Here is a 23,928-nt window from a genome sequence, read left to right as displayed (position 1 = left end):
TTAATCAAGCTCTTCTCTCGTCGTAATAAGCTATCTTTTCAATAGAATGCTGGTCTCTCTTATCCTTAGGCGGGAGATCGGTGTAATTGCCGTATATGGCCTTACATACTTCTTCCGGATTGTTCGGACCCATAACTGTAAGGCCTTCGAATTGAATGCTCTTCAAAGGGAAAACGCAATCTGAAGGGATCTCATGATGCCACCAGCAGGCTTCGTAACCTTCGGTAAGCACTTTCTTTCCTTTGAAAAGGCTTATGAACTTAAATAACGGAATAAGGAAATACCGGCACAATCCGTAAGTGAACGAAGACATGAAATTATTCTTTCCGAGATACATATTCTCGTTGCGCCAGGTGATCTTATGGATAATGTGCTTTAAGCTCTTGCTGACACCAAATCCGTATTGGAAAAGATCTATCTGAAGGCCTCTGTATTTTCTCTGATTGTGGACATATTCATCCTTGATATATTCGGACTTAAGATCACGTAATACTGCACACTGTCTGACAAAGCCCTTGTCATTCTTGTGTGTCTGGACAACAAAATCGTAATCGCCCGCATTAACGATCTTGGCAAGTCTGTTGATGTCACGTGCCGAGAGGAAAACATCGATATCGTCATCCCAGGGGATGTATCCTCCGTGCCTTACGGCACCTAAGATAGTACCGTCGCCGATGAAATACTCTATCTTGTTTTCCCTGCATATCCTGTCAAGGAACTCGAGCATTTCGAGCATCCTGAGCTGTGCCCTGCGAAGGTCGCTGCCTTCAGGATTATATTCAGCCTTTAAGCTTTCGTCTGTCTCGCCTGTGTTATAAACCCGACTCATTTTTTCTTTCCTTTGTTCTTAATTATTTCAATAACTTCTTTTCTGTAAAATGCAAACAAGATCAACAGGTAATATACGATACAGAGTGCCACGGAAATTATCAACCCGAGCACTGCACCGCTTATTGCGTTGTTGATCCAATAGCAGATCCCGAAAATACCTGCACCGCCCAATGCACTGACACCGATCGGTTTCAATATTCCTTTGTAGTGTTTGTCTCTCGTCCAGAACCAGCCGAGTGCCACCATCAGAGCTTCTGCAATAAGTGTCGTAACAGCAGCGGCATTCTCTGCGAAAAACGGGATAAATATGATGTTCAGGATAAGGTTTACCGCCGCACTTATGATCGTTGCGATCATGACCTGCTTTTCCATACGGAGCGGGATCATGACTATGTTGATGAAGAAATTCGCGAGGAGCGCCGGAATAAGAGCAAACGCCAGTATCATGAGCGATGACTCCGCCCTCATGTATTCAGGCTTTGAGAAAACAAGGATAAGATTCTTTCTAATCATGACAAGACCTATGGCAGCAGGAACTGCGGCAATTATCGTAAAGTGCAGCACTTTCTCAAGATGCGCCTGTGACTTTTTTCCGTCCTTTGCGATCTCATGGGAAATCCTGGGTATGAGCACGAGGAAAGCTGCAGCCACAACCTGCTTTATGAGCATATAGAACTTGACCGAAACTCCGTAGTATCCGACTACATCATTATCAAAGAAAATACCCAGAACCGTTACGTCCGAGTTGATATAGATGAACGTGCCGATAGTGCATGCGAAAAGATATGCGATCGACTTGATGTGCTTTTTCAGTTCGTCGTTGATGACTATCCTTGGTGAGATACCATAGCTCTTTTTGATGTGGAATCTGTTTATGATGTTCGGAACGATGAATCCGAATGACGATACGAACGCATAAGCGACAACATCGTCAGGATCCCTGACTATAATGAACAGTAGAACGACTGCCAAAGACTGGCAGACGATGTATCTTATCGTAACGAAAAGATAATCCTCAAAAGCTGTGTTGATCCAGTCCGCACCGAAGGTCGTAAAGATGACCTGCAGGCTCAGCATGAAGATTACCGGCGCATAGAAATGGAGTTTAGTCCAAAAGAGGACTAACAGCGCAAGTACCACAAACGCAAAAACGGTCGTGATCACATTGATCGTGAAGAGTTCGTTTACGAGCTTCTGGCACTTGAGCTTGTCATCCCTTACCCTGGCGCTCTCCCTTACCGCATAGCGGAGAATGCCCGCTGCGGCAAGATACGAGATATAACTTATGATCGATGCGCTGAAAGTATAGATACCGTAATTATCAACGCCCAATGTCTTTAAAGCATAAGGAAAAGTGATCATGGGGAAAAGTATCGCCATGACTTCCTTGATGCCGTTTAACACGGCGTTGAGCTTTACCGACTTTACAGTCTTACCTTCCATTTATTCAGCCTTTCTTTAACAGTTTCACTTTAATAAGATCGTGGAAGATGTAATATCCGAATTCCGTGATGCCGAATGATACGTCGGACAGTCCCAGAAGGAAAAAGTTGGTCTTCTCGTATCTTTTGTAGTAATACTTCATGGATTTATGAAGTATCTTTCGCATCTTCCTGTTATCGACGCCCTGGTGATTGTGGACGACCGTCGTCTGAGGCAGATAGTACGTCGTATATCCCTTGGCGAGCATCCTCTTGCTTATGATCATCTCTTCGGCATAAAGGAACGTATTCTCGTCGAAACATCCGACTTCATGGAACTTATCAGCCGCCGCGATCAGGAAGCATCCCGTAACCCAATCCGTATTGCCTTCCTTCGGATCGGGATCAAGGCAGTTGAGCTTATCGTTGAATTTGCAGTGGAACCATCTCGAGTTGAAATCGCCGGCGATCATCTGAGACCATATCCCTCTGAACTTTCTGGGGTTCTGCCTCTTCTGCCCCATATAAAGAACATTGGGTCCGATAATGCCGATCTCGGGATGCTCATGTATCGCACCGGAAACAAGACCCAGATCGATCTCTTCGGGGAAATCCAGATCGCTGTTTGAAAAGATATAAAACTCGCTCTTAAACTTCTCTCTGGCATATGACGCACCGACGTTATTTCCGATCGCATAACCCGCATTTGCGGCATTATCGATAAGAACAAAATCAATGCCTTCATAAGTGAATGTGTATACCAGTTTGCTGCCGAACGCACCGGGCGTATATTCGATGGAATTGTCGTAAAGATACTTTCTTCCGAATTCTTCCGCGCTGTTATCGACAATGATATATGCTATCGGTTCATTGATCTTATTATTGAACCTTACGCACATATCAAGTGTTCTGGCTATGTTCTTATAATCAGTTAGTATTATCGAGTTCATTTTCTTTCCACCGTTGGCATCTGTTTATATCGCATACAATAGCGGTAAGTACCAATGCCAGTAATCTTGTTCTGTCGAAATATGTGGTGATGATGGATGACATTATCATTGAGATGACCAGTCCGAAAAGAAGAGCCTGGTCCTGCTTTGCGTAAAGGAAGCACTTGATGACCCTTACCATAATGACGACATATACGATAAGACCCGCTATTCCGAGCAGCGCGAAAAGTCCGATGAGTCCGACATCGTCAGGATAATAGATGCCTGAAATACCGCGTACGTAATTTGCGACCTCGCGGTTTGATTCATGGTCAGCCATGCCTATACCGAAAAAGAAGTGGTCCAGACCGACATCGATATAGTGGCTTGCTGCGTTAACTCTCGCCATCCAGGAACCGGCTTTCTCCGCAATCGAAACAAATATCGAAGACATCTTTACGATTATCGCCACAACGCCGACTGCTATCGCGCCTGTTCCGATGAGAAGCTTTGCAACAGTCACTTTCTTTATTGAACGGTATATCAGTATTGCGATCGAAGAGAACATCAACGTTACGAGATATGCTCTGGACTGATCGATCATGAGAACCGCAAGAACGATAGCAAAATACGAAATGATGTCGAGCCAGCATCCTCTGAACCTCTTTACGATTATCCTGTCGGCAATGATGAGTCCGAACACACGGAATAATCCGTCAAATACGTTCCTTACTCGAAGACCCCACTCAGGATGTCTGATGCTGACATCGGAGATCATGCCGGGAAGTTTTAAGAATGTGGATTCAGAACCCGTATACAGGATATACTGCAGGATAAAGATCGCAGACATGAGAATCGCAAGGATCTCACCGATCACGATAAAACATTCCATAGTATCCTTGTCAGCCAGGTATTTGCGTCCCGGGAAATATAACAGAAGGATCAGGTAAGGGATTATTCCCCAAAGCACCTGGGTTATCGAGAAACCGAACTCAAACTTAGAAAGGACCGTCGATACAGCAACCGACAGGAACGCAAAGATAATAGGCCATCCGAAGTATCCCAATCCAAGCTTTTTGTTCTTGAGAAGGAACAGTATAAAGAATCCGAAGCTGAACATGGCCAGCATCATCTTATTGGTACTTCCCGCGAAGATCTTATCGGGTAATGGCAGTAAGAAGAAAAACCTGAACTCGCAAAGATAGAACAACGTGATGATTATCACCGCTGCCCACATCTCAGGTCTTATCTTTTTTATTATTCCGCTTGTCATCTGTTTTATTTCCGTCCGGTTATTTTATAATTTCGACTTAACCTTATATTCCAATCCCGGAGAGATGGAGCATAAGAATGCCTGCATCGTCCATTTCACGTCGCCTTCAGATGAGAACATCGCCGGCCCGAGATTTTTTCTTATCTTGCTTACAAGGTCTTTTTGCAGCTGCTTATCTTCGTAATTACACTCAAACATACGGTTGATGTAAAAAGAAGACGAAAGAGCGATCCTTGCACGGACTCTCTTTCTTGCATCCTTTGAATCACCCACTACGGAAAGAAGTTTCTCAAGTGAATAGACTTCCGTGATCCAGATCCTGTTGAATTCCTTTGCATGTACGGAAGCATATCTGCTTCCGGTGGGATGAAGGATGTAATGGTAGTCAGCATACTTGGTGTTTATGCTGATCTTTCTGCATTTCTTCGTATATTCGCAGCAAAAGAGCAGATCTTCAAAAATGGCTATATCCTTATCAAAAACGATCCCGTTTTCTCTTAACAGAGATGTGCGGAAAATTTTCGAGATCGGATATCCCTGAACGCCACCGAGCGAGACGAGAACTTCAAGGCATCTGTCGACACCGCAGGTCTCCTCCATGTCGACGCATCTGCCCTTGGTCTCCCCTTTCTCGGATTCCTTTACCCAGCCGCAGATGCCCAGGTCTATGCCTTCCTTCATGAGCGTTACGAGGTGCTCGACATAACCGCTTACGACATAGTCGTCGCAGTCGATAAATACGATGAATTCGCCCATCGCTTTGCTCATGCCGAGATTCCTTGTGTCAGATACACCAGTGTTTTCCTTTGTCTCTACATAGATGCGGTTGTCTTTTGAAGCATAGTTCATGCAGACATTGAGCGACCCGTCTTTCGAGCCGTCGTCAACAAGGATTATCTCGATATGTGAGTACGTCTGGGCGATGACCGAATCGAGGCATCTGCTCAGATATTTTTCGCCGTTATATACCGGGATCACTATGCTCACAAGACCTTTCTGATAATCCATCTTCTTTACGCCCTACTTCTCGAAAATGGACTTCTCAGGAAGAAGTTCATCCAAAGCCTTGTTTACCAGTTCCTTGCATCTGTCGTAATCTTCGACGAGGGTCGAATCGTTGATGCATACCAGGCGCGTCTTTCCCGGATTCTTCAGGATGTTAGAAACGCCTTCCGTGTCGGAGCCGCGCATGTACAGTCCGAAGTCCCAGCGTCTGGGTTCGAACTTTCCGGACATCAGCTGCCACTGGCGCATGAGCCACTCGCTGACGTCGTCCCTCGTCCTGAACTTGTTCTTTGAAGTGTTGTCCAGAACCTCAAATTCCTTTTCCCATACTTCCTCAAAAACAGACTTATTGTAAGAGAAAGGAATATGGGGTTCAAACAGTCCGAGGATGCTCGAGAACCTGCTGAAGAGCATTGTCCTAACCATGAACTTGCCGTACTTTAACGTGTACCATTTCTTCTTGTTCTTCTTGACGTCCCCGACCGTGAAATAGTCGTTGATTATTCCGATGTTGTTGGTCTCGACATCACAGATAACGTCCCTGAATATAGGCGCCGGTGATAAGACCGCCATATCTTTCGGGAGCCCGTTCTCGAAAAAGTCCTCAGGCACTGTCTTCTGGATGACGAACATGTCGTCGTTGAAGTTGATGAAGTGCTCGGAAAGGCCCGGGATCCTGTGGATATTGATCTCAATAGCGCTTGAGTTGAATGTCGGAAGATATTCTTCAGGCATGAACTCAGTGTGCTTTACGACGTGAAGCTTCGGGCAATCCGTGTTGAGCCATGAAGGAAGATGTCCCACGGTTACGAAATGGACCTTGTCGACCCACGGCATGAACTTGTCTATTCCGCGGAAAACATACTGGAGATTATCCCAGTCACGGTAATGCGTCGACCTGTTGCTCGACGTGTCGATGCCTTTTATCTTTCTCTCCCACTCGGCTTTTGAAGCGACCCATTCAGGATCGTTTCCGTCTACCCAGGTAAGTACAACATCTATCTTTTCCATTCTTTATTTCCCTATCGTGCTCTCATATATTGCCATCAGCTGTCTGTAATTGTCTTCAGGCATATATTTGGTCTCATATTCTTTCCTTGCGTTAAGCCCCATGCTGCCGCATTTGTCAGGATCGTTCCAAAGGGCGTTTATCTTTCCGATGAACCCTTCGACGGATCCGAGCTTGAACTTGCTGCCGTTATAGTCTTCGGTTACTGCTTCTTCCGAAAAGCCCAGGTCTGTAGCGACCAGAGCCTTTCCCAAAGACATGGTCTCGATCTCGACCATGGAGCATCCCTCATACCAGATGGAAGGAAATACGACGAACTCCGCACCCTTAACGATCGACAGGCACTTGTTATGCTCCGTGTAACCGAGATAGTAAACGTTATTCTTCGTTTCCGCCCATTTCGAGAACTCGTCCTCAAGAGGTCCTCCGCCCATAACTACGAGCGGAATGTCAGTGATCTTATCCCATGCCTTCATGAGGATCCTGACACCCTTCTCCTCACCAATACGGCCATAGAAGACGACATATCTGTCAGGTATCCCCTCGACTTTGACAGGCGTTGCGTTCGCCTCCGCGTCGGGCACGAAATTATACTTCTTCGTGATCTTGTTCTTATCGAATCCAATCTCTTCGAGGAGCCTTATCTGGTTGTCGTTCAGGCAGATATATCTGTCGATCTGATCGTAGAAGCTCCTCTTCTTTCTGTGATAGTTGAAGATATTTGCCACTATAAGGCTCTGAGCCTTTGAGCCCTTAAAGCAGCCGTACTTGCACATACGCATATAGTGTCCGTCGCCGCACTCGTTGCAGAGCTCCGTGCCTCTAAGTGATGTAGCGCAGGGACAGACGAATCTCGTGTCGTGGAGCGTTGCCACAACGGGAACGTCCAGTCTCTTAGCCGCGTAGAGCACGGAGGGCGAGAGCAGCGGGAAGAATGTGTGAACATGCACGACATCAGGCTTTGTCTCCTTTATCTTCTCCTGCACCGCATTGTAGTTCTTCTTTGACCAGAGCATGCCGAAGACTGCCTTGATCTTTCCTGCAGCGCCCGCGTTATCGAACTCATCGTTTGATACAGAATATCTGATCACCGTATTGCCGTGGGATTCCAGGAGCGCAGTCTCGGACTTGAAGACCTGATCGTCTCCGCTGGCTGATCCTTTTCTATGGAAATTGTGAACCGCCAGTATCTTCATGCCAGGAACACTCTCTTATATTCGTCGCCGATGAACTGCCAGCTGTAGGCAGTCCTGATGCGCTCTTTGGCCTTGCTGCCGAAGTCTTCTCTTGTCTTAACGTCCATCAGGTCAGCCTCGTCTATAAGCCTTGCGAGCTCGCCTTCGCCGCTTCCCCAATAAAGGGCTGCATCCTGACCGACTTCGCGGTTGAATCCGACATCGATCAGGAGGTTTAAGTCTGTTGCTCCCAATGCCTCCAAAAGGCTGGGATTCGTGCCGCCGACTGTATGGCCGTGGAAGTTTGCATATGCGTTCTCCCTGATCTTCTTCAGGAGCTCGGGATCGTATACAGTGCCGACGAACTTGATGCGGCTGTCCGATCTCCAGTGGAGCTTCTGCTCGAGCTCTTCAAGGAGAGAATCGTTCTTGGTCGTGATGATGGCGAAATCCTTCGTGGATTTCGATCTCATGAACTCACGGATCATGATCTCAAAGCTGTTCTCCGGAACGAACCTTCCGCAGCACATGTAGTAGTTGTCTTTGGAAAGGCCGTGAGATGCGAGCCACTCCGTAAACTTCCGGTCGTCGTCAGAGAGCGTGCTCTTCTTAAGGTCAGCGCCGTATGCGATGAATGTCGTTTTCGGGCTGTAGCCTGAGTATTCTTCCCTGATGTATTTTTCGATATTGACAGAATCGCAGACCATGAGATCGGCGTGCTTTGTCATGAGACGCTCGGATTCCTTCCAGTACTTGCGAACGGGGCCGGACCATTTCGCCCTCTTCCACTCGTGTCCGTCAGGATTTACGAAAACCTTTGCACCGAGCTTGTGAGCCTTCTTTACGAGTCCGCCGAAAAAAGGTCCGATGCGGCATGCGAGCACATAAACGATCGCATCCCTGATATTGTTTTCGCTAATGTATCTGAGGCACCACTTGAATGCCTTTATGTCATATGCGATCGCCTGTGCCGCACCTATCTGCGGAACCTTGATCTTAACCACGTTTGCGTTGTGATATACGAAAGACTTTACGCTTCCGTCTTCTGCTTTTTCGATGCCGCTGACACCATTCAATTTTGTCTCGTCCATCGCGCCGTCACCGTTGGCTTTGGTGACGATGAAATACTTTATGGAAGTCTCATTCTGATGGGTCTCCGTGAGCTTATCGAGGAATGTCTCATAGCCGCCGTACTGACCGATGCACTTTGCACCGATGATAAAAACGGCTTTCGCATTTCCCGGTAAGTTTCCGCTCATCACATAGCTCCTTTATGAGTAAAGAGCACGCCTATGGTCTTAAAGATGATCTTCAGGTCGAGCGTAAGGCTCCAGTTGGCGATATATTCGGTATCGAGCTTAACGACTTCCTCGAAATCCGTGATCTCGGATCTTCCCGATACCTGCCACATTCCCGTAATGCCGGGCTTGACGGCCATTCTCGCACGGTGGTGGAAGTGATATTTCTCATATTCGTCGAGCGTCGGAGGTCTTGTTCCGACAGTCGACATCGTACCCATGAGAACGTTAAAGAACTGAGGGAACTCGTCTAGGCTCGTCTTTCTGATGAACTCTCCGATACCTGTCTTTTTCGTACCGTCAGGAAGGATCCTGTTGCCGATGATCCTCGGGTCGAAATCCATCTTGAACATCATGCCGTCCTTGACGCGGTTCTCTTCCATGAGTTCCTTCTTCAGGTCCTCCGCGTCCATTCTCATGGAACGGATCTTATAGATCTTGATGTGTCTGCCGTTCTTACCGATTCTCTCCTGCTTGAAAAGGATCGGGCCGGGAGACTGCTTCTTTATGATGGGGCCGACAATAGCCATTATCAGAAGAGCCGCGATGCTGCCGATGATGCCGGCGAAAATATCGAAGATCCTCTTGATAAGGGTCTGTACGGGAGTAGCATAATTGATCGCCGTCGTGAGCACCGTCGTTCCGCCGATCTTCTCGGAGAATCTCTTGACTCCGGAACGTGTCATGTAAGGAACGTGATAGTGCGTGGGAACAGCCATGACCGCACATGCATCCATGAGCTTTACGACCTTCTTGTCGTTGATCGGAGCATCGATGTAGACTGAATCTATCCACTCCTCGGCGATGTACTTTGCAGCATTTCTCATCTCGGCTACAACGGGAAGACCGTGTATGCTCTTATGGTTTGTCGTCTCGAGAAGGACAACGCCTACGATGGAATATCCTGCCTGCTTGTCGCTAAGAAGTCTGCTGAGGATCATGTCGGCATTGGCTTCGGAAACCACAACGAGCATGTTGTTCCTGTCTCTTCTGAAGCTCGTATGGCGAAGGATCCACTTCCAGGTAATCCTCGCGCAGTAACCGAAGAGCAGATAGAAAACGAAAGTGATACCGAGTACGTATCTTGAATAGACCTCACCCAACTGGGACGAGAAGAAATAGACAAGTACGATGGCGAGCACATATACGCTGTGCCTGAGATGCTCGAAGATCTCCCTCAAATATCCGCGCTTGATAACGTCATGCAGAGAATTGTTTACGACTATGACCAGAACATCCGCGATAAAGAGCAAAAGACCCAAGGTCTTATACTCGTGCATGGAATAGACCCATCCCTGCAAACGCAGATAGAAAGCAACCATATAGCAGAGCTGAAGCACAATAATATCAAGCACCATAAAGTCCAAGTGCTTTGACCACCCCTGTGCATTTCTCTTGTACACTTCTTATTCCCCCAGTGTCATGTACTTACTTATGCCGGTGATATGCTGTAAGCCTTTGCGGCAGCATTCCGATTTGGCAGCATGCCGCTTCAGCAGTAATGCCCATCGGAACGTTCAAGTCCGTTGTGCAGCCGGTATTCCATCCACACGGACTTATGGAGCATATCACAGACTACATTTTACCATTATTCCTTAAAATATAATAAATAATAAATATGACATGCTCATTACGGCTTTTGGTGAAAGTGATAATTGAACGGGATGATTGGGGACTTCCGGTCGAATGATAAGGAATTATCCCAAAGTTGTTGAAAACAGCTTAGCGGGATATTGAGAATTATCCCGGAAGCGTGAAAAACCATTGTTTGGGATAACCGCTGACAGAGAAGCGGTGCCCGACTTCTTTCTTGGATGTCTCATCGACTTCCTTATACAGAGTTTCTGTCAGTCGTTCAGAATGCCGATAGCTTTTTTTAATATTTCAAGCGCATCCTCTTTGTCTCTTAATTCTCTTCTGAGCCTTGCGTTTTCACGTTCCAGTTCTTCGGCAGAGCGCGGTTCAGCTTCGGCTTTTTCTGCTGAAGATAACCTTTGTATCCTGCGTTCATCCTTTATCCAACCATAAAGAGTGTGGTAAGGAACTCCTAAATTATCTGCGATAGTGTGCAGGTCAATGCTGCCCTTATGCTCTTTGACATATCTCAGGGCATCTTTCTTGAATTCAGGCGTATAAGATCGAGACATAGGCTTCTTCCTCCATGTATTTATTATAGATTGGATTTTGGAAAATCGCTGTCCGTTTCTTAGTCTACCTTCAAGATTTTTTCCCGAAAACGATACCTTGCAAAGTCAGCAAAATGCGAAAGAGTTCAGTAGTACGTAAAACAGTACCGTTTCAAGGTAGTTTTGGTACCAGATCACGTACTTTATCGAATATTTACGCAAAACAGTACCGTTTCACGGCACTTTTGGTACCAGATCACGTACTTTATTGAATATTTACGAAAACGATACCTTGCAAAGTCGGCAAATATCGTTTTTCAAAACTTTTCCCCAAAAACGATATCGTGGCTCTTCAGCCGGTACCGGCGGACCGCCCCGTAACTAAAAAAACGGACCAGAGACAAAATAAAGCAGCCCCCATCAAAAAAGCTGCAGCAGAGCCACAGCCTTTTTGAAGTAATGATGAGCAAAATTACTTTATGTACTGTCCATTTAAGTCCGGTTCTTTTTCTTGGCCTTCTTCTCAAGATACATGGCCTTGTCGGCTTTACTCATGCTCTCCATGAGATCTTTCCAGTTTGTAAGTTCACAGGTGCCGATGCTCGAGCTCAGCTCGAATTCGTACTTGCCTTTCTTGTTGACCTCTTTGAGATTGTTCCTGACATTTCTGATGAACTGGCCTACCCTGCCGACATCCGTCATGATGAGGACTGCCACAAACTCGTCACCGCCCATTCTGGCGACGAACTCCTTTGATTTCAGGGCGTTGTAGATACACTTGGAAGTCTCCTTGATCGCTTCATCGCCAATGTTGTGGCCGAATGTATCGTTGATATACTTGAGGCCGTCCATGTCGACGGAGACGATGGCAAGATCGGTAACTGCCTTGCCGTTATCGTCGAAGAGCTTGGATATTTCTTTTTCAAAGCCGCGCCTGTTGAGTATGCCCGTCAGCGAGTCCTTAGTATAAAGGCTCATGATGTCGGCGATACCGAAATATTTCTGATAGAGTTCGAGTTTGTTTATTACCTGGCCGATCTCCATGAGGATAAACTCGATCTTCTCGTTGATGAAGCCGTTTTCCTTAGTATCGACTATCAGCACCGCATAACCGTAAACAACGTTTTTATTTGCGATCGGGAGGAAAATTATCGTGCCGGTCTTATCTTTCAGGAAACCTTCAGGAAGAAGCCTGTTGCTCGGGAACTCCCGGGATTCGATAAATGTGTTGCCCGAAGCATCGAAGTATCCGCTCAGGACTCTGTCATTTTCGCGATATCTGCAGATGTAGCATTCCTTGATGCTGGACGCTTTCTTAAGTGAGTCGAGAGTAACCTGGAGTGCGGCTTCACGCGTCAGCGCCTCCTCGAAATCAGTACTTACGAGAACGTATTCTCTCATGGCTTCGATGGAATTCGATTTGGCGACCTTGAGAGCTCTCAATGCCTTGAAGACATCTCTGCCGGGATCATCGTCGCCGGTACTCTCGCGGATTACGATATTGCCTGAGACGTTAACGTAAAGGTCGGGATTTTCCTTGGCGTATATCTTTTCGAGCAGTTCCATCGCAGCATTGACAAGTGTCTCTTCCGAGATCTCGATCGTGGTAAGCGAAGGAATGTGATCTCCTGCTTCCGAAATGTTATCGATGCCGCTGATGATGGTATCACCCGGAACGCTGAAGCCCCGCTGGATCAGTTCATCGATAAGGGTGATGGCTTCGTAGTCGTTCGAACAGATTATCGCTTCAGGAAGCGTGCCGTCAGGCTTAGTAAAGAAATCAGCCTGCTCGGGGCCCTGGGTTATCCAGTAATTGCCGTGGAAGACCATGTCTTCAGTAACTTCGTATCCTGCTTCGCGCATGGCATCTTCGAAGCCTGCTCTTCTCTCAGCAGAGTCGAGAAGGTCGTCTCTGCCGGTGACAAAACCTATGTCGCCGGACTTGCACTTGGAGATGACATATTTAGCAACGTCGTGCATTATCGCCCTGTTGTCTGGAACGACGTTAAAGAAACCGTTGATCTCGGCTCTGATGCATACTACGGGTGGAACATCGGGATTAGACAGGAGTTCTTCTATAAGGTCCTTCGAAAGGCCGGCCTGATCGACCGTGTCGGCGCAAAGGATTATGCCGTCGTAATCACTAAGATTAGGCAACGAAAGGATGCTCTTGTATCCGATAACCTGGAGAGGGTTATTGCTGGGTACAGAACAGTTGCCGTAAACATCAACCCTGTGTCCTTTCTCGCGGGCACGGGAATCGATACTTCTGATGATGGACGCGGAGTAGTCCCTGTACATGTCTCCGATAAAAGCACATATCTTCATACCCCGATTATAGAAAACTAATGTTAGTCATCGAAGACGATTTCATAAACAAAGTATGAAATCTTATGAATAAAAAACTTTAAGGAGAAATATCACCCGCGGAAAACAGCTCCTACCGTCTTGAAAAGAACGCCTATATCCTTGAAGAAACCGAAATTCCTGACCGAATCCAGATTGTATTTCATCTTGTCGGGAAGGATCTCGTTAACATAGACTTCATCGGCATCTTCGGCCTTTTCCAGGAGCTCAGCCTCGTCCTTGTATTCAATACTCGCGATCGATGTGATGCCGGCCGGCATGAGGAGCGTGGCCTTCATCTCGTCGGTATATCTGTTGACGTATTTCATGACCTCGGGTCTGGTGCCGACAAAACTCATGTTGCCCGCAAGAACGTCGAAGACCTGAGGGAATTCGTCGAGTCTGTGATTTCTTAATTTCGAGCCCGCCTTCGTGATCCTCACGTCGTTATCAACGGTGACGCTGGTCCCCTGCTTTTCGGCATTGTTGACCATGGTCCTGAACTTATGGATCCTGAATACCACGCCGTAAGCGGCTGCCCTTTCCTGTCTGAAGAAGACCGGACCTTTGGAATCGCACTTGATGATGATGGCGATAATGAGCATCGGAATGCCGAGAAGGATTATCAGCAAAAGCGAAGCGATGACATCAAAAACACGCTTGAAGAAAAGACCTGCCTTGTGCTTTGAAAGCGCATCGTAGTAAGGCTTTACGGCATCAGTCCGCATATCGGAAGGAAGCTCCTCCCACTTAGGAAGGATGAACCATCTTTTCGGATTCAGTCGCTTTTCCTGCATATTACGGACCTTGCTCTTTACTCGGGTTTCTTGTCGGGATCGTATGTCTTTACGATCTTCGCAACGATGTATCTTATGTCTTCACGTTCGGATTTTGCGGCAGCGTCAAGTTCGATGAGTGCTTTCTCGAATTCCGCGTCATCCATCGGGATAGGCTGGGCTATCGAAATATCTTTGTTCTCATCGGTCTCCCTTAAGCCTTCCTCGTCCATAAGGCGCTCCTCATAGAGCTTCTCGCCGGGTCTTAAACCAGTATAGACGATCTTTATGTCGACGTCGGGAGTCAGGCCTGAGAGCTGTATCATCTTGCGCGCGACATCGTCGATCTTGACAGGCTCGCCCATGTTGAGAACGAAGATCTCGCCGCCTCTTGCATACGCGCCTGATTCCATGACGAGCATGACGGCTTCGGGGATCGTCATGAAGTAACGGATGATGCGCTTATCCGTAACCGTTACGGGACCGCCCGCTGCGATCTGCTTTTCGAAAATCTTTAATACGGAGCCGTTCGATCCCAGTACGTTACCGAACCTGACCGCTGAGAACGTGGTCCTGACTTCGATGTCGCCGTTTTCGAACATCGCCTGTGCCTTACGGTCCATCATCTGGATGACCATCTCGCAGATCCTCTTGGAAGCGCCCATTATGTTCGTGGGGTTGACCGCCTTGTCCGTAGATATGAGCACGAAACGCTTAACGCCGTATTTTATAGCCGCCTGGGCCATCTTGTACGTGCCGCCGACGTTGTTCTTTATCGCTTCGTTGGGCGAGCCTTCCATGAGCGGGACGTGCTTGTGTGCAGCCGCGTGGAAGATTATCTCGGGGCGGTATTTTTCGAGCACCCAGTGTACCCTGTTGGTATTCCTTACAGAGCCTATCAACGCGACCAGATTAAGGTTGTCGCCGTATTTCTCCCTGAGTTCCTTCTCGATCCAGAATGTGTTGTTCTCGTAGATGTCGAAAATGATGAGCAGCTTTGGCTTTGCCATGGCGATCTGCCTGCAGAGCTCGGAACCTATGGATCCGCCGCCGCCCGTGACCATGACGGTCTTGCCGGTGATGTACTGTCTGATGCTGTCGATATTCGCCTTTACGGGGTCTCTGCCGAGAAGGTCTTCGATCTGGACGCTCCTGATAGTATTTACAGTGACAGAACCGTCGATCATCTGGTACATTCCCGGGATGATCCTGACCTCGCATTCGGTCGTCGAGCAGATAGCGAGGATGTCCTTGCGGTCGATTCCGCGGGCATCCGGGATAGCGAAGATAATCTCGTCGATGTTATATTTTTCGGCCATCTTCGGGATGTCTTTCCTGGTGCCGACGATCGGAACTCCGTCTATCTCCCTGCCTATCTTTACAGGGTTGTCGTCAATCGCGCAGCAGACCCTGGCATCGACATGCTGGCTCATGACTATCTCGTGTATGACGTCCTTTCCGCAGGCGCCCGCGCCTATGATCATGATGTTCTTGCTGTCTTTGGTGACGGACCTGTCCTTGTTCATGAAGTTTATGAACCTGAAGCCGAACCTGAGTGCGGTCGTGGTGACAAAACCGAACACGATCGCCATTATCCACACGGATACCGGAAGCAGTCTCTTTCCCGCAAAAAAGTCACTGACGAGAAGGCAGATGCCGACCACGACGGCGAAGCATATCCACGCCTCCACTATCCTCACAAATTCGGAGAACGAGGCGAAACGCCATATGCTGCTGTACATTTTGAAAATACCGAACAGCATTATGATGAGCAAAGCGCTGACCGGTGCCAGCATTAATACGTTGTTGAAATATTCGGGATCGATCTGAGAGAATCTGAAGTCGAACCTTATGAGAATGGCCGCAGCAAAACTCAGAGCGATCATGAGGAAGTCCAAAGCGGCAAAAGCGAGTGCCCTGTACACCCAATGCCTGCTTATGGACGGCTTTTTCTTTGAATCCTCAGCCAATTGATCAACCCTTGCTTTCCGATCCGTCAACGGATCTGAATGATTAGATGATTATCGCTCCGACGATATCAGTACCCGCATTGGAGATCAACTCGATCTCGCTGGTTACGGTCTTGAACGTGGAAACTTTACGCTGTTCCATGATAACGACCGCATCGTAGTCGGGAATTACCTTGAGGATGTCGGGATCCGAGAAGATGTCAGGCCTGAAGTCGCCTCTCAAGCCGAGAGCCTTGACCGCATCACCCAGGGCTTTGCTGTCGCCTGTGCCGGTGATGAGGATCTTTCCGAATTCCTTCGTGATGTTATCGTAATTAGCGGAAATCAGCTTCTTGTTGTTTTCGGGCGTCATCTTCGAATCGTCCCCGGACTTGATGTCGATGAACGTCGCATACTTGCCTCTCTTGCCGGATGGCTTGAGAACGCCGATCTTCCTGATGTTAGAAAACTGGTTGAAGAACTGCTCCTGTGTGGCGATCTTAACCGCGAAGATGTACTTGAGAACGAAGAATGCTACGGCAAGGAAAGCACCTGCTGCAAAGCCGATCACGCCGAACTTGATGGCGGGCTTGAGCATAGCTCTCAATCCGAGCGTTACTTCCGAAGTCTCCTCCGGAACACCGTCTACTTCAACTTTTTTATTTGTAGCGAAATACTCGAGGATCTCTTCCTTATCGGAAAGGCCGAGTTCTTCCGCAACTTTATCAAGGGAATTGCCGTAGCTTACGACCTGCTTCTGCAGGGAATCCAGCTTGGCGATCTGATTGATCTGACCGTCTCTGGTGCCCGAATCGATCCTGCAGATGCTCTGGGTGCCGACGACGTTGAGCGTATGCGGAGCGATATTTGTATTAAGGTCGCTATATACGTCCTGTACCTCTTCAATGATCATAGCGAGAACATCGTCAACAAATTCCTTTGTAGGTCCGTAAATCCTGATATAGATGGAACCTGCCCTGTCGGCACTGCTGTCGATGTTAATGATCGTGCCGTCTGAAGCAGAACCCCAGAACGAGATGAGTTCCTTGATGTAGTCGGGCTTTGTGCCATATTCTTCCGCATAAGCATTAAGGAAGGTTCCGGCCTTTACGTCACGCTCGTAAGCGCTGAACAGAATCTGATCCAGACCGTTGGTATCGTTATTCTCGAGCGTGAGGACGATCTGTGCCATTGCCTCGTATTCATTCTCGGGATCGATATCCATATAAACGGATTCGTCTATATATTCTCTCTGCTTATCGATCTGATAGTTAACGTTATCGATCATGTCGGCAATATCCCTTGCCCTGTCGATATTCTGGACACGCTCCTTGTACTGGATATCAGTCTCGCGGCTGTTGAGCCTTGTGCCGGCATCGAGAACGTCATTGGTCTTTGCCCTCTTAATGAACTTGTATGAGCCGAGTGCTCCGCCGACAAGGCAGCCGGCCAGTATTATGATCAACAATCTCTTGCAAACTGAAAGCAGCAGATCCTTAACATTGAGGTAATTCTCAACTAAACCAATCTCGTTCGGACGCATCTGGTATTCCCCTTTATTAATAAATCTAAATAATTATAGACTTCTTGCCGTTTTTGTTCAATCGTACCCATTTGCCGCGATTTGCATATGGAGTTTTCGCCATATCCTTCTCATATCGGCATTATGCCAAAAGTATATCGCTGCTGTTCCGTCACATGTTCAGAGTTGTGATATTATGCTAATGGCTGTACGCTTTTTCGCGACTGAGGTAGCCATATATATGGTTGTCTGCCATTTCGCGACCGACAAGCCATACAAATATTTCGAAATGAACATGCCGGAGGCAATTTAGATGGATATTTCAACACTCACGCAGGAAGAATACGATTTTATCTCAGGTCTCATAGCGATCGAGAGCACCGGTTCAGACCCGGTAAACGACCCTGAATACGGCACGCTTCCCTACGGTGCGAAACCCTTTGAGGCGCTCAAGTACTTCCTGGACGCAGCTTCCGCCGCCGGCATGAGAACAGGCATAATCGACAACCGCGTCGGCTGGTGTGAATTCGGTCCCGAAAACGCCGACGCCATCGGAATCGTCTGCCACCTCGACGTCGTCCCTGCAGGAGACGGCTGGAACACCGATCCGTTCAAGCTCACACAAAAGGACGGAATGCTTTACGGCAGAGGCATCGTGGATGACAAGGGTCCCGCAGCGGCAGCTTTCATCGCAATGAAGCGCCTCATGGAAAACGCATATCAGCCCACAAAGCGCGTCAGGCTCATTTTGGGAACCGACGAAGAGCGCACCTGCTCATGCGTCGAGACATACGCAGCCAAAGGCGAGATCCCGTCATTCTCCATCACACCCGACGGAGAATTCCCTGTCATCTATGCAGAGAAAGGCATCATGCATCTGAAGATATACACGGATGAGCCTTCCGCCATCAGGGCTAAAGGCGGTTCAGCCGCAAACATGGTGCCCGCTTCGAGCAAGTGCACCATAGACGGAGTCGAATATTCAGGCTTCGGCAAGATGGCTCACGCATCCAAGCCCGAGCTCGGTGTCAATGCCATCTTCGACATGATCAAGACATTAGATGCGGATGACATAGACTACTCGTCTTCCCCGCTCCTGAGATTCATAAGCAAAGAGATAGTTGACTTCACGGCAGCTGAATACACCGGCTGCAACGTCACAGACGAGTCAGGCAGCATCACAGCAAATCCTTCAGTATTAAGCTGCGATGAGAACGGCGAATCCCTCGTAATAGACATCAGATGCCCCGTAAGCTACAGCATGGACAGCATCGTGACACACCTGGCAATAAAGGCCGCTCCCTACGAACTCGAATGTGAGATCCTAAACCAGATGGCACCTCTATACAAGACCAAGGACCTGCCCGAGATCGCCGTCCTTACAGACATCTGGAAGAAGAACATGCCTTCCTACAGCGGCTATGAACCTGAATATCTCGACAAATTCACAGACCCCATCGCCATCGGCGGCGGCACCTACGCGCGTCACATGCCCGACACCATCGCTTTCGGAATACAGACGCCGTGGCAGGAAGACCAGTGCCACCAGGCAAACGAATGCCGCGCGCTGGCCGATCTTGTGACCGACATCAGAGTTCTGAGCGAGGTCATTATAGGGTTGGCTGAGAAGTAAGCGTAAGGCAGGATGACTCAAACATACGCAATGGACTATAGACAGTAAAGTGAAGGGGTTGTATCAAAATGCCGGTACAGCCACTTACTTTTGCTTTTTGGCTGGCATTTGCCCAATGCCTGCTTTTCTGCCGTGTAAAAACGGCGAAAAACTGACCCCTTGAAGTGGATGTGCTAATGACCAGCCATGTCTGCCGGAAGGCCAAAGTATCGAAATGTTTAAAAAACTTCCGTTTCCGATACCTGTTGAGAGTTCAACGTATCGAAATCCGGGGAAATCCTTTGTTTTCGATACCTCGGCTGAACCGCAGATATCGTTATTGAGATTTTTCTTCCGAAAACGATACCTTTGATCTTCCACTGATATCGTTTTAGAAGTTTTTTTCCGGCGAACGATATCTTTGATCTTCCACTGATATCGTTTTAGAAGTTTTTTCCTAAAAACGATATCTTTGATCTCCCGCTGATATCGTTTTTGAAGACTTTTTCCTGAAAACGATATCGTAGCTTTCCTTGCAGGCGATTTTATCCCAAACCGTGAATTATTGCCTCCGTGGGATAATTTTCAGAGGTGAATTTATCCCAAAAGCTTAAAAATGCTTCACTTGGGATAATTTTCAGAGGTGAATCTATCCCAAAAGATTAAATATGCTTCACTTGGGATAATTTGCGGTCCGAATTTTATCCCAAATCGCAAGAAACCCTCATCTTGGGATAATTTCGATCTCACCTTTCAAAAGTCGAGGTATCGAAACGCAGATAATCACTTCGATTTCGATACCTGTCGAAAAGACAGGTCAGAATTCTGCAATCAACTGCCACACTTGCTGAAACAATAAGGGGCTATCTCGTTTTGTTTTGAGACAGCCCCTTCATTTTCAGATAATTGCTTTTTATTAAACAACAATCTGTCCGTCCCAAAATATGCAAAAAAAGAGTGCCGTTACAGCACTCTTCTTATTGTCGCGATGTTCTTGGCGGACGAGAATTTCGACGAAACGACGCCTGTCGCAGAGCCTTGGGCATGTACATAAGTATCGTTGCCGACGTAAAGCGCCGAGTGCTCCATAGTGCCGTCGCCGTCACGGTCGAAGCAGATAATGTCGCCGACCTGGATCTCATCGGCAGAGACCTCATATCCCTTTCTGGACTGGCTCGTAGCGCCGTGAGGCAGGTCGATGCCGTAATACGTCCAGTAGCAGTACATGACGAATCCGGAACAGTCGAATCCCTTGTACGGATCAGAGCCGCCGTATACATACTTGCATCCGATGAAACTCTTGATGAATGTAGCAAAATCAGTCGACGTGTCGCCCATCGAAGAAGACGAGCTGCCGCTGTCAGAATCGTCTGAAGGTACGGGAGTCGGCGTGTTCGTAGGCGGATTATCAAGGCAGAAACTTGCCTTTACATAATAGCCTGAAGAAGACTTGTACCAACCGTTGTCAGTCTCGGCTACGACATCAATCGCGGAACCTGTCGAGAGCGTCGAAAGGAGCGAATAGGAGATGCCGGGGCCTGACCTTGTATTGAGAGCGCAGCTCGAGTAAACGAGCTTATAAACAGGAGTCTCATCGTAATCACTGGTCGATGACGAACTTGAGCTCGAAGAGCTTGAAGAACTTGATGAACTCGAGCTTGACGAACCGGAATCAGAATCCGATGAACTTGAAGAACTCGATGAACTGGAACTTGAGCTTGAAGAACTGCTAGAGGATGAGCCGGAGCTGCTGCTCGAACTGCTTGAACTGCTCGAACTGCTTGAGCTGTTTGAAGAAGGCTTCGGAGTAGGCGTGTTCGGCTTGGGTGTCGGTGTATCCGTAGGCTCCGGAGTTGAAGTGGGCGCGGGAGTTACCTCGTCAGGTGAAAGCTTTGAATTTCTGACATATCCCTGCTTTCCTTCAGGAAGTCTAATGAGCGACCACTCGCTCGAATAAGCGATCCTGACGACAGAATCACCTGCATAGAGCTTTGTAATTCCGCCATATTCCTCTTCCTGCTCCTCGTCCTGGTTTTCGGGCTTGTCAGACTTATAGTCGATAAGGATCGCATCGTCGGTCAGCCAGTAAGTGCCGCCGTCGTATGTGATAGCATCTGCAGGATTGTTGCCGAACTCGGATGCGACATCGGTATATGTGGTCATGGCGGTAAATGTGTGGTCGTTGATATCAACATTCGCATTTCCGAGGCTCATGGTCACAACACCTGTTTCCTCCGCCTCGAGATCCGGTGAATAGAAAAGATCTTCAAGAGCAACGGCATTCGTGCCGAGAAGCGAAGGACTCTGAAGTGCGATCTCATCAGAAGCACCGCAATTGTTCATGCCAATTGCGCAAACGGAGATACATGCCGTCACAGCTCCTGTTATAAGATTGAACAGTCTATTATCCAAATCCGACGCCTCGTTTCCTGAAGTCTTAATTACCGCATTTCTGTGTAATTATGCTAATTTTATCATTCAAAGCCCGTGAAAATACCCAAAAATCAAGCAAAAATGGTGCAGACGCGCAAAATGTCACGTGTCTGTAATGTAGGCTAAAAGAATATTTAGATGTGTTCTTCCCTCATAAACAGGCTGAAAACCGGCTGTGAGCTGAGCAGGAATCCCGATAAACCCCCGGTTAAAAAGACGGCAGCAGCCGTGGTTTTAGCCTGCTTTTTTCGAAGTTTGAAGAAAAACCCGGTTAAAAAGCAGGCGCATACCGTGGTTTTAGCCGTGTTTTGACATTAACGCAATGGACTTGTGTGGAATAAAAAAGTCCGTTCCCGAGCTTCTCGAAAACGGACCTTATGTATTTATGGTGGCTCACTGGAGGTTCGAACTCCAGACCCCTTGATTAAAAGTCAAGTGCTCTACCGGCTGAGCTAGTGAACCATATGGCTGGGGTGGCAGGATTTGAACCTACGAATGCGGGAGTCAAAGACCCGTGCCTTACCCCTTGGCTACACCCCAGTATGAAGAGGCAAAAATTGGGGTGGGATATGGGATTCGAACCCATGATATCTAGTGCCACAAACTAGCGCTCTAACCAACTGAACTAATCCCACCATGTCAGCCAATGCCTAGAAAGTATAATGTTAATGTGCTTTCAAGTCAAGCGTTATTGCACCTTTTAAGTAAGATGTACTATAATGCGTCAGATAATTATATTAAGAGGTTACTTACTATGGAAGAAGAATTACTTAATTCCTATATCACAATGCCAAAGGGATTCAAGGCAAACGGCGTTTCCGCCGGCATGAAGTGCGCAGATCCGGCAAACATCAACGAGAACGACCCCAAGTCATCCTACCTGGACGTCGGAATGGTCTATTCTGACACACCCTGCAACGTCGCAGGCGTCTACACTTCCAACCTGGTAAAGGGCCACTCTCTCGTAAGATCCATCGGCATTATCGAAAACAAGGGCACTGCGAAAGGCATCATCGTCAACAGCAAGGTTGCCAACGCAGGTGTCGGCGCCGTTGGTGTCGAGGATGCCGCAAAGATCGCAGAGTGTGCGTCTTCCCTTCTCGGCTGCGATGCATCTGAGATCCTCACAGCTTCGACCGGCGTCATCGGTTCAAGGCTTCCCCTCGACAAGATGCTCCCTGTCATCCCTGATCTCGTATCAGGCCTTTCAGCAGATGAGGAAAACGCTCACTGCGCTGAATACGCCATGATGACCACGGATACAGTGCCCAAGGAAGTATCCGCACAGATCGAACTTACTGACGGCAAGACCGTCACAATCTCCGGCATGGCAAAGGGCTCGGGCATGATCCACCCTAACCTCGCCACCATGATCTCGATATTCACCACTGACTGCGGCATCGCTTCCGCATCTCTTAAAAAGATGCTCCAGAAGGCCGTCAAATACACCTTTAACAGGGTCAGCGTTGACGGAGACACTTCGGTATGCGACATGGTCGTTGTTTTCGCTAACGGCGCATCGGGTGTTGAGATAGAAGAAGGTTCTGAGGACTATCAGCTTTTCGAGAACGCGCTCTGCGAACTTGCTGAGGATATCGCTAGGATGCTCGCTTCTGACGGCGAAGGCGCAACCAAGTTCGTCGAGATCGAAGTCCACGGTGCGGCAAACGAGAAGGACGCAAAGCTCATCGTCACTTCCGTCGCAAGGTCCCCTCTTTGCAAAACAGCTTTCTTCGGAGAGGACGCGAACATCGGACGTATCCTAACTGCTGTCGGCTATTCCGGCGCATCTTTCGATCCAGAAAAGGTCGACATCAGGCTCAGCGGACTTCTTATGTATAAGGACGGCGCGGCAGTGAACTTCGACGAGGAAGAGGCGTCCAGACTCCTTGCAGAACATGACATCAAAGTAGACATCACTCTCTATGAAGGTGATGCTTACGACAGGATGTTCACCTGCGACTTCTCCTACGATTATGTAAAGATCAACGGAAGCTACAGAACTTGATCGATTGATTAATTGAAAGTTCAAGCCCGGTAAGCACCTCGCCTGCCGGGCTTAATTTTTGGGTGGGGCTGGCTTTTTATTTTTTTTTTTCGGCAGATATCGTTTTTGAGAATTTTTCTCTGAAAACGATACCTTGGCTGGCCGGCAGATATCGTTTTGGACGATTTTCCTCTAAAAACGATACCTTAGCTGGTCGGCTGATATCGTTTTTGAGG

At 47.9% G+C, this 23,928-nt stretch carries 17 protein-coding genes and 3 tRNA genes; 2 read left to right on the top strand and 18 right to left on the bottom strand.

Annotation, left to right across the window (positions count from 1 at the left end; translation table 11 throughout):
* Positions 1-4: 4 nt before the first annotated feature.
* The 14 genes from BO18_RS00385 to BO18_RS00320 form a co-directional block, all read right to left on the bottom strand.
* Positions 5-829 carry a LicD family protein gene (locus BO18_RS00385; protein WP_034442242.1) on the bottom strand — a complete coding sequence of 275 codons (825 nt, stop codon included), beginning with the start codon at positions 827-829 and terminating at the stop codon, positions 5-7.
* Positions 826-2,274, bottom strand: coding sequence for a flippase (locus BO18_RS00380; protein WP_034442238.1), 1,449 nt, complete (start codon positions 2,272-2,274; stop codon positions 826-828). The genes BO18_RS00385 and BO18_RS00380 overlap by 4 nt, the downstream gene beginning before the upstream one ends.
* Positions 2,275-2,278: 4 nt before the next feature.
* Positions 2,279-3,202: a GlcNAc-transferase family protein gene (locus BO18_RS00375; protein WP_034442235.1), complete on the bottom strand. Its 924-nt coding sequence runs from the start codon at positions 3,200-3,202 to the stop codon at positions 2,279-2,281.
* Positions 3,180-4,454 (bottom strand): O-antigen ligase family protein, encoded by a 1,275-nt coding sequence (locus tag BO18_RS00370; protein WP_034442232.1) that lies wholly within the window; start codon positions 4,452-4,454, stop codon positions 3,180-3,182. The genes BO18_RS00375 and BO18_RS00370 overlap by 23 nt, the downstream gene beginning before the upstream one ends.
* A gap of 24 nt (positions 4,455-4,478) precedes the next feature.
* Complete coding sequence (locus BO18_RS00365; RefSeq protein WP_034442229.1) at positions 4,479-5,462, bottom strand: glycosyltransferase family 2 protein; 984 nt, start codon at positions 5,460-5,462, stop codon at positions 4,479-4,481.
* 12 nt (positions 5,463-5,474) lie between these two features.
* On the bottom strand, positions 5,475-6,470 hold the full coding sequence (locus tag BO18_RS00360; RefSeq protein ID WP_034442226.1) for a Stealth CR1 domain-containing protein: 996 nt from the start codon (positions 6,468-6,470) through the stop codon (positions 5,475-5,477).
* Positions 6,471-6,473: 3 nt separating this feature from the next.
* Positions 6,474-7,664 (bottom strand): glycosyltransferase family 4 protein, encoded by a 1,191-nt coding sequence (locus tag BO18_RS00355; protein ID WP_034442223.1) that lies wholly within the window; start codon positions 7,662-7,664, stop codon positions 6,474-6,476.
* Positions 7,661-8,902 (bottom strand): beta 1-4 rhamnosyltransferase Cps2T, encoded by a 1,242-nt coding sequence (gene cps2T, locus BO18_RS00350; protein WP_034442220.1) that lies wholly within the window; start codon positions 8,900-8,902, stop codon positions 7,661-7,663. The genes BO18_RS00355 and cps2T overlap by 4 nt, the downstream gene beginning before the upstream one ends.
* Positions 8,902-10,344: a sugar transferase gene (locus tag BO18_RS00345; protein ID WP_034442218.1), complete on the bottom strand. Its 1,443-nt coding sequence runs from the start codon at positions 10,342-10,344 to the stop codon at positions 8,902-8,904. The genes cps2T and BO18_RS00345 overlap by 1 nt, the downstream gene beginning before the upstream one ends.
* Positions 10,345-10,788: 444 nt before the next feature.
* Positions 10,789-11,088 carry a transposase gene (locus BO18_RS00340; RefSeq protein WP_034442216.1) on the bottom strand — a complete coding sequence of 100 codons (300 nt, stop codon included), beginning with the start codon at positions 11,086-11,088 and terminating at the stop codon, positions 10,789-10,791.
* Positions 11,089-11,559: 471 nt separating this feature from the next.
* Positions 11,560-13,395, bottom strand: a complete 1,836-nt coding sequence (locus BO18_RS00335) for a GGDEF domain-containing protein (RefSeq protein ID WP_034442214.1) — start codon at positions 13,393-13,395, stop codon at positions 11,560-11,562.
* Positions 13,396-13,487: 92 nt separating this feature from the next.
* Entirely contained in the window at positions 13,488-14,210 is a 723-nt protein-coding gene (locus BO18_RS00330) for a sugar transferase (RefSeq protein ID WP_051688368.1), read from the bottom strand.
* A gap of 17 nt (positions 14,211-14,227) precedes the next feature.
* The gene (locus tag BO18_RS00325) at positions 14,228-16,159 is read right to left on the bottom strand and encodes a polysaccharide biosynthesis protein (RefSeq protein ID WP_034442211.1); all 1,932 of its coding nucleotides are present in this window, start codon (positions 16,157-16,159) and stop codon (positions 14,228-14,230) included.
* Between the two features lie 43 nt (positions 16,160-16,202).
* The gene (locus BO18_RS00320) at positions 16,203-17,681 is read right to left on the bottom strand and encodes a hypothetical protein (protein WP_034442210.1); all 1,479 of its coding nucleotides are present in this window, start codon (positions 17,679-17,681) and stop codon (positions 16,203-16,205) included.
* A gap of 292 nt (positions 17,682-17,973) precedes the next feature.
* Here BO18_RS00320 and BO18_RS00315 point away from each other — a divergent pair, with 292 nt between their 5' ends.
* A complete protein-coding gene (locus BO18_RS00315) occupies positions 17,974-19,293 on the top strand; it encodes a Sapep family Mn(2+)-dependent dipeptidase (RefSeq protein ID WP_034442207.1) in 1,320 nt (439 codons plus the stop codon).
* 942 nt (positions 19,294-20,235) lie between these two features.
* Here BO18_RS00315 and BO18_RS32145 read toward each other — a convergent pair.
* The 4 genes from BO18_RS32145 to BO18_RS00295 all read right to left on the bottom strand — a co-directional run bounded on the left by BO18_RS32145 (position 20,236) and on the right by BO18_RS00295 (position 22,340).
* Positions 20,236-21,684 (bottom strand): C40 family peptidase, encoded by a 1,449-nt coding sequence (locus BO18_RS32145; RefSeq protein WP_051688367.1) that lies wholly within the window; start codon positions 21,682-21,684, stop codon positions 20,236-20,238.
* 407 nt (positions 21,685-22,091) lie between these two features.
* Positions 22,092-22,167 (bottom strand) — tRNA-Lys (locus BO18_RS00305).
* Positions 22,168-22,170: 3 nt separating this feature from the next.
* Positions 22,171-22,245, bottom strand: a tRNA-Gln gene (locus BO18_RS00300).
* Positions 22,246-22,263: 18 nt separating this feature from the next.
* Positions 22,264-22,340, bottom strand: a tRNA-His gene (locus BO18_RS00295).
* Positions 22,341-22,459: 119 nt separating this feature from the next.
* Between BO18_RS00295 and argJ the strand changes: the two genes are divergently transcribed.
* Positions 22,460-23,713 (top strand): bifunctional glutamate N-acetyltransferase/amino-acid acetyltransferase ArgJ, encoded by a 1,254-nt coding sequence (gene argJ, locus BO18_RS00290; protein ID WP_034442204.1) that lies wholly within the window; start codon positions 22,460-22,462, stop codon positions 23,711-23,713.
* Positions 23,714-23,928: the final 215 nt, after the last annotated feature.

Source organism: Butyrivibrio sp. AE2032, assembly GCF_000702965.1.
This window is presented reverse-complemented; position numbering and strand designations above follow the sequence as displayed.